General features: G+C 74.0%; 16 protein-coding genes. 11 read left to right on the forward strand and 5 right to left on the reverse strand.

Annotated features, from left to right (window positions below):
* Window position 1: 1 nt before the first annotated feature.
* From AB0I15_RS15300 to asnB, 8 genes are all read left to right on the forward strand, one after another.
* The gene (locus tag AB0I15_RS15300) at window positions 2-310 is read left to right on the forward strand and encodes an antibiotic biosynthesis monooxygenase (RefSeq protein WP_358095031.1); all 309 of its coding nucleotides are present in this window, start codon (window positions 2-4) and stop codon (window positions 308-310) included.
* Complete coding sequence (locus tag AB0I15_RS15305) at window positions 307-600, forward strand: antibiotic biosynthesis monooxygenase (protein WP_358095033.1); 294 nt, start codon at window positions 307-309, stop codon at window positions 598-600. Before AB0I15_RS15300 ends, AB0I15_RS15305 begins: the two co-directional genes overlap by 4 nt.
* Window positions 601-768: 168 nt before the next feature.
* Complete coding sequence (locus AB0I15_RS15310; protein WP_358095035.1) at window positions 769-2,418, forward strand: acetyl-CoA carboxylase carboxyltransferase subunit alpha; 1,650 nt, start codon at window positions 769-771, stop codon at window positions 2,416-2,418.
* The gene (locus tag AB0I15_RS15315; RefSeq protein WP_358095037.1) at window positions 2,411-2,851 is read left to right on the forward strand and encodes a biotin/lipoyl-containing protein; all 441 of its coding nucleotides are present in this window, start codon (window positions 2,411-2,413) and stop codon (window positions 2,849-2,851) included. The genes AB0I15_RS15310 and AB0I15_RS15315 overlap by 8 nt, the downstream gene beginning before the upstream one ends.
* Before the next feature lie 9 nt (window positions 2,852-2,860).
* Window positions 2,861-4,210, forward strand: coding sequence for an acetyl-CoA carboxylase biotin carboxylase subunit (locus tag AB0I15_RS15320; protein ID WP_358095039.1), 1,350 nt, complete (start codon window positions 2,861-2,863; stop codon window positions 4,208-4,210).
* Window positions 4,207-5,235 carry a ketoacyl-ACP synthase III family protein gene (locus AB0I15_RS15325; RefSeq protein ID WP_358095041.1) on the forward strand — a complete coding sequence of 343 codons (1,029 nt, stop codon included), beginning with the start codon at window positions 4,207-4,209 and terminating at the stop codon, window positions 5,233-5,235. The genes AB0I15_RS15320 and AB0I15_RS15325 overlap by 4 nt, the downstream gene beginning before the upstream one ends.
* Window positions 5,232-6,713 carry an oligopeptide:H+ symporter gene (locus AB0I15_RS15330; protein ID WP_358095043.1) on the forward strand — a complete coding sequence of 494 codons (1,482 nt, stop codon included), beginning with the start codon at window positions 5,232-5,234 and terminating at the stop codon, window positions 6,711-6,713. The genes AB0I15_RS15325 and AB0I15_RS15330 overlap by 4 nt, the downstream gene beginning before the upstream one ends.
* A 24-nt stretch (window positions 6,714-6,737) precedes the next feature.
* Window positions 6,738-8,603 (forward strand): asparagine synthase (glutamine-hydrolyzing), encoded by a 1,866-nt coding sequence (asnB, locus tag AB0I15_RS15335; RefSeq protein WP_358095045.1) that lies wholly within the window; start codon window positions 6,738-6,740, stop codon window positions 8,601-8,603.
* Between the two features lie 113 nt (window positions 8,604-8,716).
* On the opposite strand, the gene AB0I15_RS15340 is transcribed toward asnB, so the two are convergent.
* Window positions 8,717-9,997 carry a nucleotide disphospho-sugar-binding domain-containing protein gene (locus AB0I15_RS15340; protein WP_358095047.1) on the reverse strand — a complete coding sequence of 427 codons (1,281 nt, stop codon included), beginning with the start codon at window positions 9,995-9,997 and terminating at the stop codon, window positions 8,717-8,719.
* A gap of 102 nt (window positions 9,998-10,099) precedes the next feature.
* Between AB0I15_RS15340 and AB0I15_RS15345 the strand changes: the two genes are divergently transcribed.
* A complete protein-coding gene (locus AB0I15_RS15345) occupies window positions 10,100-10,963 on the forward strand; it encodes an LLM class flavin-dependent oxidoreductase (RefSeq protein ID WP_358095049.1) in 864 nt (287 codons plus the stop codon).
* Entirely contained in the window at window positions 10,963-11,667 is a 705-nt protein-coding gene (locus AB0I15_RS15350; RefSeq protein WP_358095051.1) for an SDR family NAD(P)-dependent oxidoreductase, read from the forward strand. The genes AB0I15_RS15345 and AB0I15_RS15350 overlap by 1 nt, the downstream gene beginning before the upstream one ends.
* A 42-nt stretch (window positions 11,668-11,709) precedes the next feature.
* On the opposite strand, the gene AB0I15_RS15355 is transcribed toward AB0I15_RS15350, so the two are convergent.
* Genes AB0I15_RS15355 through AB0I15_RS15370 form a run of 4 tightly spaced genes read right to left on the reverse strand, consistent with a single transcriptional unit; the run spans window position 11,710 to window position 15,224 of the window.
* A complete protein-coding gene (locus tag AB0I15_RS15355; RefSeq protein WP_358095053.1) occupies window positions 11,710-12,594 on the reverse strand; it encodes an NAD(P)-dependent oxidoreductase in 885 nt (294 codons plus the stop codon).
* The gene (locus AB0I15_RS15360; RefSeq protein ID WP_358095055.1) at window positions 12,594-13,328 is read right to left on the reverse strand and encodes an SDR family NAD(P)-dependent oxidoreductase; all 735 of its coding nucleotides are present in this window, start codon (window positions 13,326-13,328) and stop codon (window positions 12,594-12,596) included. Before AB0I15_RS15360 ends, AB0I15_RS15355 begins: the two co-directional genes overlap by 1 nt.
* Before the next feature lie 13 nt (window positions 13,329-13,341).
* Window positions 13,342-14,235, reverse strand: coding sequence for a hypothetical protein (locus AB0I15_RS15365; RefSeq protein ID WP_358095057.1), 894 nt, complete (start codon window positions 14,233-14,235; stop codon window positions 13,342-13,344).
* The gene (locus AB0I15_RS15370) at window positions 14,232-15,224 is read right to left on the reverse strand and encodes a methyltransferase (RefSeq protein WP_358095059.1); all 993 of its coding nucleotides are present in this window, start codon (window positions 15,222-15,224) and stop codon (window positions 14,232-14,234) included. Before AB0I15_RS15370 ends, AB0I15_RS15365 begins: the two co-directional genes overlap by 4 nt.
* Before the next feature lie 151 nt (window positions 15,225-15,375).
* Here AB0I15_RS15370 and AB0I15_RS15375 point away from each other — a divergent pair, with 151 nt between their 5' ends.
* Window positions 15,376-16,371, forward strand: a complete 996-nt coding sequence (locus AB0I15_RS15375) for an LLM class flavin-dependent oxidoreductase (RefSeq protein WP_358095061.1) — start codon at window positions 15,376-15,378, stop codon at window positions 16,369-16,371.
* The last annotated feature ends 9 nt before the right edge of the window (window positions 16,372-16,380 follow it).

The following is a 16,380-nucleotide window of genomic DNA, read 5'->3' on the forward strand; positions in this document are numbered from 1 at the left end:
GATGACGTTCCGCGTGCTGCTGCGCTTCGACATCAACCCCGGCATGGAGAAGGGGTTCGAGGACACCTGGCTGTCCATCGGCTCCGTCATCACCGGCCACCCGGCCAACATCGGGCAGTGGCTGCTGCGCGACTCCGAGCAGGACAGCGTCTACTACGTCGTCAGCGACTGGCTGGACGAGAAGCGCTTCCGGGAGTTCGAGCACAGCGACGAGCACGTCGAGCACCGCAAGAAGCTGCACCCGTACCGCAAGGGCGGCGCGATGAGCACCATGAGCGTCGTGCACGCCCTGCCGGGGAACGCGGCGTGAACGGCCGGGCCCGGATCATGGTCTGGTACGTCGCCCCGGACGACCAGCCCGACGCCGTCGAGCGCGCCTACGACCGGATCAGCGGCGATCTCGAGGGCACCCCCGGCCTGCTCGGCAACGAACTGCTGCGGCGGGCCGACGACCCCCTGCGCGTGATGGTGATGAGCGAGTGGGAGAGCCTGGCCAGCTTCCAGCAGTGGGAGTCGGGCACCGAGCACCGGGCCGCCACCTCTCCGCTGCGCCCCTTCGCCGACCGGTACGAGATCTATGAAGTGGTATCCGCTTTCTGACCGTGAGGAACACGTGGAACACAGCCGCCCGTGGGCCCGATCGCTGAGGTCGTTCCTGCGGAAAGTCTTGGACGCCGCCGCGCTGTCGGGCCTGTGGTGGTTCGGGTTCCCGCCGCCGTTCCCGCCGGCGGAGGACCCGGAGGAACCGGCAGAGGAGGACTGGTGGCGATGACGACGACCGCACCCGCCGTGGCGTGGTCGGCCTGCGGCGGTTGCCGCGCCCTGGTGTACGGCAAGCGCCTGGCCCGCGAGCTGGGCGTCTGCCCCGAGTGCGGGCACCACACCCGGCTCACCGCGCACCAGCGCCTGGCACAACTGCTGGACGAGGGGTCGGCGGCGACGTTCGAGGCCGCGCCGACCCTGGTGGACCCCTTGGACTTCGTCGACGACCGCCCCTACGCCGAACGCCTCGGCGAGGTACGCGAGCGCACCGGGCTGAGCGACGCCGTGGTCTGCGCGCGCGGCGCGATCCTGGGCGTGCCCGTGGTCGTGGCGGCCATGGACTTCCGCTTCTTCGGCGGCAGCATGGGCGTGGCCGTCGGCGAGGCCATCGCGGGCGCGGCCGACGCCGCCGCCCGTGACGGGACCCCGCTGGTGCTCGTGACGGCCTCGGGAGGAGCCCGCATGCAGGAGGGCATCTGGTCCCTGCTGCAGATGGCCAAGACCAGCCAGGCCCTGGCCGAGCTGGACCGTCTCGGCCTGCCCACGATCTCCGTCATCACCGACCCGACCTACGCCGGGGTCGCCGCGTCCTTCGCGACGCTCACCGACGTGATCGTCGCGGAGCCGGGGGCGAGGATGGGGTTCACCGGCCCGAGGGTCATCATGGAGACGATCGGGGAGCGGCTGCCCGAGGGCTTCCAGACCGCCGAGGCGCTGCTGCGCTGCGGCCTGATCGACGGCATCAGGGCGCGAGGCGAGCTGCGGGCCACGCTGGGCGCCCTGCTCGGCCGCGGCCGGCCGGTCCATCGCGGCTCCGGCCCGGGCGCGCTCATCCGCCGCGCGGAGGAACTGCCCGCGCGTGACGCCTGGGAGACCGTACGGGCGGCGCGCGACCCGGGACGGCCGACCGCGCTCGACTACATCGCCCAGTTCGTCGACGGGTTCGTCGAGCTGCACGGGGACCGGGCGTCGGGCGACTGCCCGGCGATCGTGGGCGGGACGGGCCGCCTCGAGGGCGAACCCGTCATGATCATCGCGCACCAGAAGGGCCACGGGACGGCCGAGCTGATCGCCCGCAACCACGGCATGGCCACCCCGGCCGGCTACCGCAAGGCGGCCAGGCTCATGCGGCTGGCGGAGAAGTGGCGACTGCCGCTGATCACGCTGATCGACACGCCGGGCGCCTACCCGGGTGTGGCCGCCGAGGAGCGCGGGCAGGCGATCGCCATCGCCGAGAGCGTGCGGCTCATGTCGCAGCTCCACACCCCGACGATCGCGGTCGTCACGGGCGAGGGCGGCAGCGGCGGCGCCCTCGCCCTCGGCGTCGCGGACCGCGTCCTGTGCCTGGCCGGCGCCGTGTACTCGGTGATCAGCCCCGAGGGCTGCGCGGCCATCCTGTGGCGCGACCGGGCCCTGGCCCCCCGCGCCGCGGAGGCGCTGCGCGTGGACGCGCGGGAGCTGCTGCGCATGCGCGTCGTCGACGGCGTCATCCCCGAGCCGGCAGGGGGCGCCCACCGCGATCCGGCGCTCGCCGCCGAACTGCTGCGGCACGGCCTGTCCACCGTCCTCACGGAGGTGACGGGCGTGCCGCTCGACGATCTGTTGCGCGCCCGCCGGCGGCGCTACCGCGACATCGGTAGGGAGAATCATGTCTGATCCGGAATCGGAGATCGTCGTCGATGAGGTCGTCCGGGGCGCGGAGCGGCTGCTGCGCGCCTCGCCCAGGCCGCTGCGGCGGATCGTGGTGCGGTCGGGGGCGGCCTCCGTCGAGCTCGAATGGCCGTCGGCGCCCGCGGCGACGGCCCAGGAGGACGAATCAGTCCCGGCCGAGGACACCACCTCGGTCCTGTACGTGCGCGCCCCCATGGTCGGCACCTTCTACCACGCTCCCGAGCCCGGCGCGGACCCCTTCGTCCGGCTCGGTGACCTCATCGAGTGCGGCCTCCAGGTCGGCGTCCTGGAGGCCATGAAGATCATGAATCCGGTCGAGGCGAACGTCGCGGGCCGTGTGGCCGAGGTCCTGGTACCTGACGGGACCCAGGTCGAGTACGAACAGCCGCTCCTCGCCATAGAGCCCGCCAGCACCTGAGGAGCCAGCATGTTCGATACCGTGCTCATCGCCAACCGGGGCGAGATCGCGCTGCGCGTCGCCCGTACCTGCCGGGAGATGGGCATCCGGTCGGTGGCGGTCTGCTCGACGGCCGACCTCGGCTCGGCCGTCACCCGCGTCGTGGACGAGGTCGTGTGCATCGGCCCGCCCGCGCCCAGGCGGAGCTATCTCAACGTCTCCGCGATCATCGAGGCCGCCCGCAGGACCGGCGCCCAGGCCGTCCATCCCGGCTACGGCTTCCTGTCCGAGGACCCCGACTTCGCCGAGGTGTGCGCGGCGGAGGGGCTGACCTTCATCGGGCCCTCGCCCGAGATCATGGCCCGGCTCGGCGACAAGGCACGGGCCAGGGCCACGATGGCGGAGGCGGGCCTGCCCGTGCTGCCCGGCGGCGAGCATCCGCCGGAGGACGCGGCCGAGGCCAAGGAGGCCGCCGACGCGATCGGCTACCCGGTGATCCTCAAGGCCGTCGCGGGTGGCGGCGGCCGGGGCATGAAGGTGGTCCGCGACCCCCGCGACCTGATCCGCGCCTTCCACGAGACCCGCGCCGCCGCGCGGGCCGTGTTCGGCGACGGCCGGCTCTACCTGGAGCGGTACGTCGAATCCGCCCGGCACGTCGAGGTCCAGGTGCTGCTCGACGACCTGGGCGGCGGTGTCCATCTCGGCGAGCGCGACTGCTCGGTGCAGCGGCGCCACCAGAAGCTCATGGAGGAGACCCCGGCCCCCGGCCTGGACCCCGGGCTCACCACCCACATCTGCGAGGCGGCGGTCAAGGCCGCCGCCGCCGTCGGCTTCACCGGCGCGGGCACGTTCGAGTTCCTCGTGGACGGCACCGACTTCTTCTTCATGGAGGTCAACTGCCGCATCCAGGTCGAGCATCCGGTGACGGAGGCGGTCACCGGGATCGACCTGATCCAGAAGCAGATCCGCGTCGCCGCCGGCCTGCCGCTGGGCCTGTCCCAGGACGACGTCGTCCCGGCCGGTCACGCCATCGAGTGCCGGGTCAACACCGAGGCGCCCGAGCGCGGCTTCGCGCCCACGGCCGGCACACTGACCGACTTCCGCCCGCCCGGCGGGCCCTTCACCCGCGTCGACACGCACGGCCACACCGGGATGACGATCACGCCGGACTACGACTCGCTGCTCGCCAAGGTCATCACGTGGGGCGAGGACCGCGAGGCCGCGCTGGCCCGCATGGACCGGGCGCTGGGCGAGTTCGTGGTGGAGGGGCACGGGGTGCGGACGACGACCGGGCTGCTCAGGGACGTGCTGCGGGAGCCCGCCTTCCGCGCGGCCCGGCACGACACCATGCTGCTGGCGCGCATGCTGGGGGAGACGTGAGGGCCGCCGACCTGTACGTGGCCGGCACCGGACGCTGGCTCCCCCCGCCCATGCCCCTGGAGCGGGCGGCCGAGGAGGGGCTGGTGGAGCGCCGTCAGGTGTGGCGCGACGGCATCGTCTCCGTCTGCGTCTCCGAGGGCGACGCGGGGCCGGAGATGGCCGTGCGCGCGGCCCGTACGGCCCTGCGGGTCGCGGGTGGCCCGCCGGACGAGATCGACCTCGTGCTGCACGCCGGCATCTACCACCAGGGTCACGACCTGTGGTCCGCGGCCTCGTACGTGCAGCGGGCCACCGCGAGCGGCCGCGGCCCGGCCATCGAGGTGCGGCAACTGTCGAACGGCGGGATGGCGGCGCTCGAACTGGCCGCCGGCTACCTGGCGGCCGGCCGGGCCCGGCGGCGCGCGCTGATCACCACGGGCGACCGTTTCGCCCTGCCCGGCATCGACCGCTGGCGCAGCGACCCGGGCACGGTGCTCGGCGACGGCGGCACCGCGCTCGTGCTCTCCACGACCGGCGGCTACGCCCGCGTACGCAGCCTCGTCACCGTCTCCGACCCGGCGCTCGAAGGCATGCAGCGGGGCGGCGACCCCTTCGGCTCCACCCCGCTGGAGGCGCGCAGGCCGATCGACGTCCAGCCCGCCCACCGGCACTTCGTCGGAGACACGGGGCTCGACGCGGTGCTCGACCGCCTCGACGCGGGCGGGCGCGAGGCGTTCAAACGGGCCCTGTCCGAGGCCGGGGCCGAGGCCGAGGAGATCGCCTGGTTCGTCCTGCCCAACCTCGGGCTGCCCCGGCTGAAGGAGTACTTCCTCGACAAGTTCGGCATCGACGTCGACCGCACGCTCTGGTCGTGGGGACGCCACGTCGGCCACCTCGGCGCCGGGGACCAGATCGCCGGGCTCGACGAGCTCGCCGTCTCCGGGCGCATCCGCCCCGGGCAACTGTGCCTGCTCGCCGGTGTCGGCGCGGGCTTCACCTGGTCGTGCGCGGTCATCGAAATGCTCAGGCCGCTGGAGGAATCATGACGTCGCAGATCAAGACCGCCGGGTCGCCGCGCACGGTGTTCGGCTGGCCGCGCTGGTTCGGCACGCTGTTCGTGGTCGACATGTGGGAGCGTTTCAGCTTCTACGGCATGCTCGCCATCCTCTACCTCTACCTCGTGGCGCCGCGCTCGCAGGGCGGCCTCGCGATGGCGCCCGACACGGCCAGCGCCCTGTTCGGGATCTACATGGCGCTGGTGTTCATGGCGGCGCTGCCCGGCGGGTGGGTGGCGGACCGCGTACTCGGGGCCCGCCGTGCCGTCTTCTCGGGCGGCGTCCTGATCGCCTCGGGGCACCTGTGCCTGGCGATCCCGGTGGAGTCGGCGCTCTATCCCGGCCTCGGGCTGATCATCGTCGGCACCGGGCTGGTCAAGCCGAGCATGGCCGCCATGATCGGCGAGATGTACCCCGGGCGGCCCGAGCGGCGTGAGGCCGTCTTCTCCATCTTCTACATGAGCATCCAGGTCAGCGCCCTGTTCGCGCCCCTGCTCACCGGCTACGCCGCCGAACGCGTCAACTGGCACCTCGGCTTCGGCATCGCCGCGGTGGGCATGCTCGCCGGCCTCGTCCAGTACGCCTACGGCCTGCGCAACTTCGGCGACGTCGGCGTCCACCCGACCAACCCGGCCACCCCCGCCGAGCGCTCCCGCGTGCTGCGCGGCACCGCCTGGTGGGCCGGCGTCCCCCTGCTGCTGGCCGGGGCCGGGATCGCCGCCGGGGTCCTCACCCTCGACCGGATCCTCATGCTGATCGGCCTGGTCCTGCTTGCGGCCCCGATCCTGTACGTCCGCCGCCTGCGCCGCCGCCCCGAGGTCGGCCCCGGCGACCGCCCCCGCCTGCGGGCGTTCCTGTGGATGCTGGTCGCCTCCTCCGTGTTCTGGATGATGTACGCCCAGGGCCCGGCCCTGCTGAACCTCTTCGCCCGGGACGCGGTGGACCGGGACGTCGCCGGCTTCGAGGTTCCGGCGAGCTGGTTCCAATCCGCGCAACCCCTGTTCCTGCTCCTGCTCGCCCCCGTGTTCGCGCTGCTGTGGACCCGGCTGGGGGCGCGCGTGGCCACGCCGCCCAAGTTCGCCGCCGGGCTGCTGGCCGGCGGGCTGTCCTTCGGCGTCATGGCGCTGGCCGCCGTACAGGCGGAGTCGGAGCTCATCTCGCCGCTGTGGCTGCTGGTGGTCTACCTGCTGATCGTCTGCGGCGAGCTGGCGGTCGGGCCGGTGGGGCTCAGCCTCGCGGCCGAGGTGGCGCCGCGCGGCAACACCAGCCAGGTGCTCGGGCTGTTCTGGATGTTCGCCGCGATCGGCGCGGCCTTCGGAGGCAGGCTCGCGGAGCTGACCACCGTGGTCTCGCTCCCCGTCTACTACCTCGTGCTCGCGGTGCTGGGCACCTGTACGGCGCTCGCGCTGGCCGCGGGCGCGCGCACGCTCGGACGGCGCCTCAAGGCGCCCCCGGGCGGGGAAACCTGATCACCCCACGGATTGGAGATCGTCATGTCGGGCATCGCCGGCTGGGTCGACGGACAGCGGGACCTGTCGCGGGAAGGGAACACGGTGCGGGCGATGGCGGGCGCGATGGCCTGCCGGGGGCCTGACGGGGAGGGTCTCTGGACGTCGTCCAGGGCGATCCTCGCCCACCGCCACCGAAGGCTGGGGGAGCCGGCCGGCGGCGCGGAGCCGTACGTGCTGGAGGCCGACGGGGCGGTCCGGGCCGTGGCGGTCTGCGCGGGCGACGTCTACAACGCCGCCGAGCTGCGCGCGGACCTCACGGCGCACGGCCACCGCTTCACCTCCGCCGGCGCGGCGGAAGTGCTCGCCCGCGGCTACCTGGAGTGGGGCGGCGCGGGCCTGGCGAGCCGGCTCACCGGCATCTACGGCCTGGCCGTCTGGGACCCGGGCACGGACGAACTGCTCCTCATCCGCGACAGGCTCGGCGCGAAGCCGCTGTTCTACGCCCCTCTCGCCGAGGGCGCGCTCTTCGCCTCCGAGCGCAAGGCGATCCTCGCCCACCCCCTCATCCAGGCCAGGGTCGGGGCCGACGGGCTGCGCGAGGTCCTCTCCTACGCCGGCACCCCCGGGCACGCCGTGTTCCAGGGGATGGCCGAGGTCCGCCCCGGCCATCTCGTCCGCGTACGGCACGGCCGGGTGACGGAGGAGCGCTACTGGCGGCTGGAGGCGGACGGCCACCAGGACGACCTGGACACGACCGTCCGCACGATCACGGAGCTGCTGGACCACGCCGTCCGCGAGCAGTTGCGGGCCGACGTGCCGCTGTGCGTGATGCTCTCCGGCGGCCTCGACTCCAGCGGGCTCACCGCGCTCGCCGCCCGCGCGCTGCGCGAACGCGGTGCCGAGCCGCTGCGGACGTTCACGGTCACGTTCGGGGCCGAGGAGGACTTCCAGGCGGACGAGGTGTGGGGCACGCCGGACGCGCCGTTCGTCCGCACGATGGTCGAATCGGTCGGGGCCCGGCACACCGACATCGTCCTGAACGCCGCCGACCTGCTCGACCCCGTCATCAAGATCAACTCCCTGCGCGCCAAGGACGTCCCCAGCCCGCTGGGCAACATGAACACCTCCCTGTACGCCCTGTGCCGCGCCATCGCCGAGCACGTCCCGCTGGCCCTGCTCGGGGACGCCGCCGACGGCATCTTCGGCGGCGGCATGTGGATGTCGATGCCCCCGCTCCTCGAGGCCAGGACCTTCCCGTGGCTGGCGATGGCCCACTGGGGCGGCGGCCGGCACGGCATGGGGACGGACCTGCTCGACCCCGGACTCCTCGCCACCCTCGACGTGCCCGGCTACGCCGCCGGACGCTACCGCGAGGCCCTGGCGGAGGTCCCTTCGCTGCCGGGTGACACGCCGGAGGAGAAGCGGATGCGGGAGGTGTGGCACCTGGGCGTGACCAACTGGCTGCACACCCTGCTTCCGCACGGGGAGTCGATCTCCCAGGCGGCCGGGCTGGCCTTCCGGCTGCCGTACTGCGATCACCGGCTGGTGTCGTACGTGTACGGGGCGCCGTGGGCGATGAAGAGCTTCGACGGCCGCGAGAAGAGCCTGCTGCGGGCCGCGCTCCGCGGCCTGCTGCCGGACTCGATCCTGGAGCGCCGCAAGACGCCGTACCCCACGCCGCAGGACGACGTGTACGCCCGCGCCCTCTGCGGTGAGCTCATGGACATCGTGAACGACACCTCGTCCCCGGTGGCCCCCCTGATCGACACGGACGCGGTCAAGCGCTTCGCCGCGGAGCCGGGAGAGCTGATCAGCGGCCCCCGCGCCTGGGTGTCGCGCACCCACGCGGAGATGGTCCTCCAGCTCAACTCCTGGCTGGACCTGTACCGGGTACGCGTGGACCTCTGACCGCGAACCCGCTCGCCCCGGTGCGCAGGCGCGGGGGCGAGCGGGTCGATCCGGCCGGATCCGAAGGACCTGTGCGGTCCGTGAGCCCGTCAGCCCGTCAGCCCGTCAGCCCGTCAGCCCGTGAGCTCGGCCAGCCGGGGGACGAGGGCGGCGGGGGCGGGTGCGGCGGCGATGCCGTCGCCCAGCGCCCTGGCCGCCTTGGCGTAGGAGGGCTCGTCCAGCAACCGCCGGATCTCGTCCCGGACCCGCGCGTCGGTCGCCTCCGCGAGGTCGACGCTGATCCCGGCGCCGGAGGCGGCCAGCCGTGTGGCGTTGAAGCGGTGGTCGGGCAGCAGCGGGAACACGATCTGCGGCAGCCCGTGCACCAGCCCGGTCAGGATCGTCCCCGAGCCGCCGTGGCCCACCACCGCGTCGCACCCCGGCACCACCGTGTGCAGCGCCGCCGACTCCACCACCTCGACCTCGCCGGGCAGCTCGCCGAACAGGTGCCGCTGGCCCTCGTCGACGGCCACGACCACGTCCAGCCCCGCGCCGGCCAGCGCGCGGGCGATCCGGCCCGCCTCCATCCGCCCGGGCGCCACCCTGCCCACCGTCGTGCCCCAGGTGACACAGACCCGCGCCCGCCCGGAAGCCCGCCCGGAAGCCCGCCCGGAAGCCCGCCCGGACGCCCGATCGGTGCCCGCACGGCCGTTCTGGAGGCCATGCGGTGCCCGGTCGCCGTTGTACGGGACGTACCGGATCGGTGCCCGCTCGTGGGTGAGGCCCGGCTGCTGCAGCCCTTCCGGGCAGGGGTCGAGGGTGAGCCGTCCGAGCGGCTCGACCGGCGATTCCACGCCCAGCCGCGCGCACAGGGGAGCCATGGCCGCGGCCTCCCCTTCGGCGACGCCGGGCCGGGCGCGCATGGCCGCCACGATGTCCGCGCCCCAGGGATGCCGTACGGCGGGCACGCCCACGGCCGCCGCCGCGATGGGCCCGGCCCACGAGGTCGGATCGAACACGACCAGGTCGGGCCGCCAGGCGCGGGCGACGTCCACGAGCTCCCCGGTCATCGACTCGGCGAGGGCCAGCCAGATCATCGAGGCACGCGGCACCCGCCGCGTCCACTCAGGCGCCCCGGCGGGCTCCGCCGAAGCGGCCGGGCCCGCCGAGGCGGCGGGCTCCGCCGGGACCGGCCGGGTCTGGGGTGTTCCCTCGACGATGGCGCGGAACATGGCGACGGTGTCCAGGTCGCGGCCCACCGGCTGGAAGGGCACGCCCGCCGCCCGTACCACCCCGGTCTGGGCGGGTGGCACGGCGGCGAGCACCTCGTGGCCGGCGGCGCGCAGGGCCCAGGCGAGCGGCGCCATCGGGTAGAAGTGCGTCGGCCAGGCCCACGTGTTGAACAGAACCCGCATCCCATGCCTCCCTCTGCGCGAACGACCAGCGTTCGTACGCTAGGCCGCCCCGGTCGAACACGGCTCGATCGAGCGTCGAGGCCGGGGCCGGATCATCGGAGCATGGACATAGGTGTGGCGCTTCCCACGGTGATCCCGGGCACGCGGGCGGGGCAGTTGCTGGACTGGGCCAGGCGCGCCGACCGCCTGGGCTTCTCCACGCTGGGCACCCTCGACCGGCTCGTCTACGATAGCCTCGAACCCCTCACGACGCTCGCCGCGGCGGCCGCGGTCACCGAGCGGATCACGCTCGCGACCACGATCCTCATCGCCACCTACCGGGCGGACGTCGCCGTGCTGGCCAAACAGGCGGCCACCGTCGACCGGCTGTCGGAGGGCCGGCTGGTCCTCGGCCTGGCGGCCGGGCTGCGGGAGGACGACTTCACGGCCAACGGCACCGGCCTGGCCGATCGCGGGCGCCGCCTCGACGCGATGGCCGAGCGCCTGCTGCGCATCTGGTCGGGCGCTCCCGAGGACGGGTACGACCGCCCGATCGGCCCGGTCCCCGAGCGGGCGCCGCGGCTGCTGTTCGGCGGCCACTCGGAGGCGGCCATGCGCCGCGCCGGCCGCCACGGCTGGGGCTGGATCACGGGCGGCGGAGCCCCGTCGGGCTACGCGATCCACCTCGAACGCGCCCGCGCCGTCTGGCGTGAGGAGGGCCGCGCCGACGAGCCGCGCAAGCTCGCCCTGAGCTACTTCGTCCTCGGCACGGGCGCGCCGGACCACGCCGCCCGCTTCCTCGGCGACTACTACGCCTTCCTCGGCCCCGGGTACGCGGGCCGCGCGGCGGCGGGCGCGATCACCGACGAGGCCCGCTTGGGCGAGGTCGTCACCGGCTACCGCGACGCCGGCTGCGACGAGCTGATCTTCGTGCCCTGCCTCCCCGATCCCGGCCAGCTCGACCTCCTGGCGAAGGCGGTGCTGTGATGAACCCCGATTCGGCGCGTACGGCGCTGGTCACCGGCGCGAACGGCGACCTCGGCATGCCGCTGGCGGCCCGCCTGTGCGAGGAGGGGTTCGGCGTGGTCGTCGCCGCGCGCGCCAAGGACACGGCGGCCGCCGTCGCGGACGAGCTCACGGCCCGGTACGGCGGATCGGTACGCCCGGCGGTCATCGACGTCACCGACCCCGGCACGATCGAGGCCGCGCTGGCGGCCATCGGCCCGGTCCACGTCCTGGTCAACAACGCCGGCGTGCTCCTGACCCCCGGGCGGCGCCCGTCCGACGCCGACCTCGCCCTCGTCGAGCGGGAGCTGGCCGTCAACACGCTCGGCGCGTGGCGGATGGCGCAGGCCGTGCTGCCCGGCATGTTCCGGCGCGGCTGGGGCCGGATCGTCAATGTGTCGAGTGGCACCGCGTCGTTCACCTACGGCCTGTTCCCCGGCACGCCCGGCTACACGGTCTCCAAGGCCGCGCTCAACGCGATCACCGTCATCCTGGCCAGGGACACCGAGGGCACCGGCGTGCTGGTCAACGCCGTCAACCCCGGCCGGGTCAGGAGTCGGATGTGCCCGGACGCGCAGCGCACGCCGCAGGACGCCGCCCGGTCCGTCGTCGCCCTCGCCACGCTGGCCGACGACGGACCGACCGGCGCGTTCTTCCGCCCCGACGGAGAGATCATGACGTGGTGAACGGGCCGCACATCCGCTGAACGGCCCGCCCACCGCGCCAGGTCAGGGGGTGGCGGGCGACCCGTTCGAGAACAGCTCGCAGACCGCCGCCGCGTCCCGGTCACCGGCGCCCCGCCCGACGAGCGCCGCGAACTGGCCGGCGGCGCGTTCGGTGACCGGCAGGTCCAGGTTCGCCTCGGCGGCCTCCGCCAGGACGAGCCTGAGGTCCTTGGCCATGAGCCGCGACCGGAACGCCGCCGGGGTGAACCGCCCCTCCCGCATCAGCGCCGCCCGGAAGCTCATCACCCGCGAGCTGAACCCGCTCTCCGCGATGGCCGACAACAGCATGTCCCGGTCGAGCCCCGCGCTCTCCCCATAGCTCACGGCCTCGGCGAGCGAGGCGAGCTGGGCGCCGAGCAGCAGGTTGAAGGCGAGCTTCATGGCCGCCGCCCGCCCGGCGGGGCCCAGTTCGTACACGTCGTGCCCGAGCGTCTCCAGCAGCGGCTTCGCCCGTACGACGTCCTCGTCGGCGCCGGCGGCCAGCACGCGCAGCTCGCCCCGGCGCGCCTGCAGGGGGTTGCCCAGCACGCACGCCTCCACCCGGCGCGAACCGGCGCCGGCCACCCGCTCGGCGGCCCGGCGCGCGTACGCGGGCGAGACCGTGCTGGTGTCCACGACGAGCGTGCCCGGCCGGACGGTCGCGAGGGCCTGCCCGAACAGCACCTCTTCGACGGCGTTCTCGTCCGCCAGGCTCAGCAGCAGCACCTCGGCCCCGGCCGCCGCCTCCCGAACGCCGGCGGCGACGCGGGCCCCCGTCTCGGCCAGCGGTTTCGCCCGCTCGGCCGTCCGGTTCCAGACCGTGACGCGGTAGCCGGACTCGACCAGGCGCATCGCCATGCCCGAGCCCATCGAGCCGAGCCCGAACACGGCCACGTCGCGCAGGTGCATCAGATCCCCCCGTCCACGGTGAGCGTGGCCCCCGAGATGTAGGCGGAGTGATCGCTGGCCAGGAACAGCACGGCGTCGGCGATGTCGCCGGGCGCGCCCAGGCGGCCGAGCGCGGTGGCCGACTTGATCCGCTCGATCACCTGCGGGGGCGGGCCGTCCGCGCCCGAGGCGACGATGCCGGGCGCGATGATGTTGACCCGGATCCCGCGCGGCCCCAGCTCCTTGGCCAGCGAACGGGTCCACCCGGTCACCGCGGCCTTGGAGGCGGTGTAGTGACTCTTGAAGGCGAGCCCGCGCTCGGCCGCCGACGCCCCGATGTTGATGATCGTGGCGTTCGCGCCGAACAGCGGCAGCGCGGCCCGGGTGACCAGGTGCAGGGCGGTCAGGTTGGTGTCGAGCACGCGGTGCCACTCGTCGGGCTCCAGGGCCTCCAGCGGCGCGTGCCCGTCCACCCCGGCGCTGTTGACCAGGACGTCCAGGCCGCCGAACAGCTCCCGGCAGGTGCCGGCCAGCATCGCGGCGTCCTCGGGCCGGCGGACGTCGGCCCGTACGACGCGGTGGTCGGCCCCGAACGCCTTCAGCTCCCGTTCGAGGTCGGCCGCGGCCTCCTGGTCCTCGCGGTAGCAGGTGACCACCCGGGCGCCGCGCGCGGCCAGGGCGAGGACGATCGCGCGGCCGGAGCCCCGGCTGCCGCCGGTCACCAGGCATCGCTTTCCTGTCAGGTCCAGGCTCATCTCTCTGCTCCGTTCAGGTCAGGGACGTCAGGTGGAACGCGCCGTCGTAGGCGCGCGGATGGCCGGTGCGGGGGTCGACGATGTGGGAGAGCAGCAGGTAGGGCCCGGCCGGCAGCTCGACGTGCAGCACCGCGGAGCGGCCGGGGGACAGGGGCGCCAGGCCCACGGGCCGGCCGCGGAAGGGCATGCTCGGCGGCGGCGTGCCGTTCCTGAGCGCGTCGAACACGGCGCGTACCTCGTCCTCGGTGGTGCCGGGCGCGACGGGGACGAACACCGCCTCGTTCAGCCCGCCGGAGGCGTTGAACACGCGGAAGCGGCCGTGTCCTGGCAGGTCCGCGCCGGACACCTCCAGGCGGGTGTGCGTTCCCGCCCGCCGGTGGACGATGCTGCCGTCCACGGCCGGGTACGCCCGCCCGCCGAAGCCTTCGACGCTCACCTCCCGCACGATGGGCGTGGCGGTGGCGGAGCTGTATTCGAAGGCGACCAGGTAGTAGCGGCCGTGCGGCAGGACCTGCGTGCACGCCACGACGGCCGCCGAGGTCACCACGGCCCCGCCGAACTGGTCGGCGGCCGCCTCCACGGCACGGGAGGCGGCCTTGCGCTCCTCGAGGTCGAGGGAGGAGGTCAGGACGAGATCGCGCAGGTAGACGTCGAGGGAGTGGCCGGTGCGCAGGCGTACGAGCAGGAGCGCGACGGCGGGCCGCGTCGAGCGGACCCGGAGCGTCACCGCGCCCTCGGGCAGCGTCGAGGGAGCGGACAGCCCGCCCTCGCCGATGACGACGTCGACCACCCTGCCGGTGGCGGCCCCGGTGGCCGACGCGGCTCCGGGCGTGCCGGCCATCTGGGCGGCGGCGGCCAGCAGCAGGGCGCCGGCCAGCAGGCCGCGCCGTGCGGGGAACCGGCTCATCGCTCCCCCTTGCGGGCGGTCACGAGGATGTCGGGGCCGGTGAGCGGCGCCACCTCGACTTCGCGGAAACCGGCCGCCGTCAGCCACGAGCGGCACTCCGACTCCGTGTACTCCGAGCCGCCCGGCGTGATCAGCCGCATGTTGAGGCTCATCAGGAACGTCTCCGGGTCGCCGGGGATCTCGTCCTTGAGCGCGTCGTAGATGACCACCCGGCCGCCCGCGGGCAGCGCCTTGTGGGCCTTCTCCAGCAGCGCGATCCGCCGCTCGTCGTCCCAGTCGTGCAGCACGTGCCCGAACACGGCGACGTCCGTCTCGGGCAGCGGGTCGGCGAAGAAGTCCCCGCCGTGGAAACGGACCCGCCCGTTCATGCCGAGCCGCGCCATGTGCTCGGTGAAGCTGGGCTCGACCTGGGGCAGGTCGAAGGTGACCCCGGTCAGGTGCGGATGCGCCCGTACGATGTCGGCCGCCAGGTTGCCGCGCGCGCCGCCGACGTCGGTGAACGACCGGTACCGGCTCCAGTCGAAGGCGTGCGCCAGGGCGGGCCCGACCGCCGCCGCGGCGCCGTCCATGGCCCGCATGAACTGGGCCACCCGCCGGGGATCGGCGTAGAAGGCGTCGAAGTTCTGCGCCCCCTTCGAGCCCGGGTCGCCGGTACGCAGGAGTTTGGTCAGCTCTGCCCAGTTCCCGTAGTGGTAGTTCAGCAGATGGAGGAACCCGCCGATGTAGGTGGGCTTGGTCGCGTCGAGGTAGGCCGCCGCGTCCCGCCCGTTGCCGTAGCGGTCGCCGTCGCGTACGAGGACGCCGAGGCCGGTGAGCGCGTCCAGCCAGTCCCGGCACGCGCGGGGGTGGAGGCCGAGCCGCTCCCGGATCTCCGGCTCGCTCAGCGCCTTCTCCGCGAGGGTGGTGAACAGGTCCAGCTCGGCAGCGCTGAGCAGCGCCTTGGCGGCGAAGTAGGAGCGCGCGAGCCTGACGAGATCGATGTCTGCCATGGCCGCGAGCGTGACACGGGGCACTCGGGCGCTGGTCGAAGCCGGTTGGGGCGGGCGGGACCCGCCCGGCGCTTCGAGCGGGCCACGGTTCCGGCACGAGCGCGCCGGGTGATCCTGGCCGTCTGAAGGCCGCGTACGGAGGAGGCAACGGATGCGTTTGGGGCTCAATCTCGTACCCCCTGATGCGGGGGCGTTACTGGAGGAGGCGGAACGACTCGGCTTCGCCTACGCGCTGGCCCCCGAGGGGTTGCGCGACGCGGTCAGCGTGATCGGCTGGGCGGTGGGCCGGACCACGGAGATCGGCCTGGTGTCCGGCGTGTGCCAGATCCCGGCGCGGACCCCGGCCATGATGGCGATGACCGCCGCGACGCTGGGCACGCTCTCCGGGGGCCGCTTCCGGCTCGGCCTGGGGGTCTCGAACCCGCACGCCACCGAGGGCTGGTACGGCCGCCCGTTCGCCGGCCCCCTCCACCGCACGAGGGAGTACGTCGAGATCGTCCGCATGGCGCTGCGCGGTGAGGAGGCCCGCTACGACGGCGCCCACTACCGGCTGCCCCTCGATGAGTCGGGCACCGGCCTGCGCCTGCCGGCCCCCGCCCCGGTGCCGATCTTCCTGGCGGCGGTCGGCCCGCGGAACCTGGAGCTGGCCGGGGAACTGGGCGACGGCTGGATCGGCACGTTCCTGTCACCCGACAGGGTCCGCGACGCGGTGGCGCGCATCGGCAAGGGCCGGGAGCGCGCGGTGAACCCCGCCCCGGACTTCGAGGTGGTGCTCACGGTGCCGATGGCGCTGGGCGACGGGCCCGTGGCCGAGCTCGCCCGGCCGATCGCGCAGTACGCGGCGCACTTCCTGAGCATGGGGCACAGGGAGGAGAACTTCTACTACCGGATCGCCGTCGAGATGGGCTACGGCGAGGCGGCGCGCTTCGTCCAGGACCGGTACGTCGCCGGCGACCGGCGGGGTGCGGCCGAGGCCGTGCCGTTCGAGTTCGTGGACGCCATGTCCCTGCTCGGCCCGCCCGAGCGGGTGGCCGACCGGCTCAAGGCGTACGCGGAGGCCGGGGTCACCACGCTCTGCGTGGGCCCGATCGCACCGACGGAGCCCGAACGCCTGGCGGCCCTGCGTACGGTGGCCGGGCTGCTCTGATCGCGGAGG

The sequence above is a fragment of the Nonomuraea sp. NPDC050643 genome, from assembly GCF_040654715.1.
In the GTDB taxonomy this organism is placed as follows: Bacteria; Actinomycetota; Actinomycetes; order Streptosporangiales; family Streptosporangiaceae; genus Nonomuraea.

Bases quoted from the DNA above. Each gene is read 5' to 3' on its own strand.
- AB0I15_RS15300 (WP_358095031.1), top strand. From the start codon at position 2: ATGACGTTCCGCGTGCTGCTGCGCTTCGACATCAACCCCGGCATGGAG.
- AB0I15_RS15310 (WP_358095035.1), top strand. From the start codon at position 769: ATGACGACGACCGCACCCGCCGTGGCGTGGTCGGCCTGCGGCGGTTGC.
- AB0I15_RS15315 (WP_358095037.1), top strand. From the start codon at position 2,411: ATGTCTGATCCGGAATCGGAGATCGTCGTCGATGAGGTCGTCCGGGGC.
- AB0I15_RS15320 (WP_358095039.1), top strand. From the start codon at position 2,861: ATGTTCGATACCGTGCTCATCGCCAACCGGGGCGAGATCGCGCTGCGC.
- AB0I15_RS15330 (WP_358095043.1), top strand. From the start codon at position 5,232: ATGACGTCGCAGATCAAGACCGCCGGGTCGCCGCGCACGGTGTTCGGC.
- asnB (WP_358095045.1), top strand. From the start codon at position 6,738: ATGTCGGGCATCGCCGGCTGGGTCGACGGACAGCGGGACCTGTCGCGG.
- AB0I15_RS15340 (WP_358095047.1), bottom strand. From the start codon at position 9,997: ATGCGGGTTCTGTTCAACACGTGGGCCTGGCCGACGCACTTCTACCCG.
- AB0I15_RS15345 (WP_358095049.1), top strand. From the start codon at position 10,100: ATGGACATAGGTGTGGCGCTTCCCACGGTGATCCCGGGCACGCGGGCG.
- AB0I15_RS15350 (WP_358095051.1), top strand. From the start codon at position 10,963: ATGAACCCCGATTCGGCGCGTACGGCGCTGGTCACCGGCGCGAACGGC.
- AB0I15_RS15355 (WP_358095053.1), bottom strand. From the start codon at position 12,594: ATGCACCTGCGCGACGTGGCCGTGTTCGGGCTCGGCTCGATGGGCTCG.
- AB0I15_RS15360 (WP_358095055.1), bottom strand. From the start codon at position 13,328: ATGAGCCTGGACCTGACAGGAAAGCGATGCCTGGTGACCGGCGGCAGC.
- AB0I15_RS15365 (WP_358095057.1), bottom strand. From the start codon at position 14,235: ATGAGCCGGTTCCCCGCACGGCGCGGCCTGCTGGCCGGCGCCCTGCTG.
- AB0I15_RS15370 (WP_358095059.1), bottom strand. From the start codon at position 15,224: ATGGCAGACATCGATCTCGTCAGGCTCGCGCGCTCCTACTTCGCCGCC.
- AB0I15_RS15375 (WP_358095061.1), top strand. From the start codon at position 15,376: ATGCGTTTGGGGCTCAATCTCGTACCCCCTGATGCGGGGGCGTTACTG.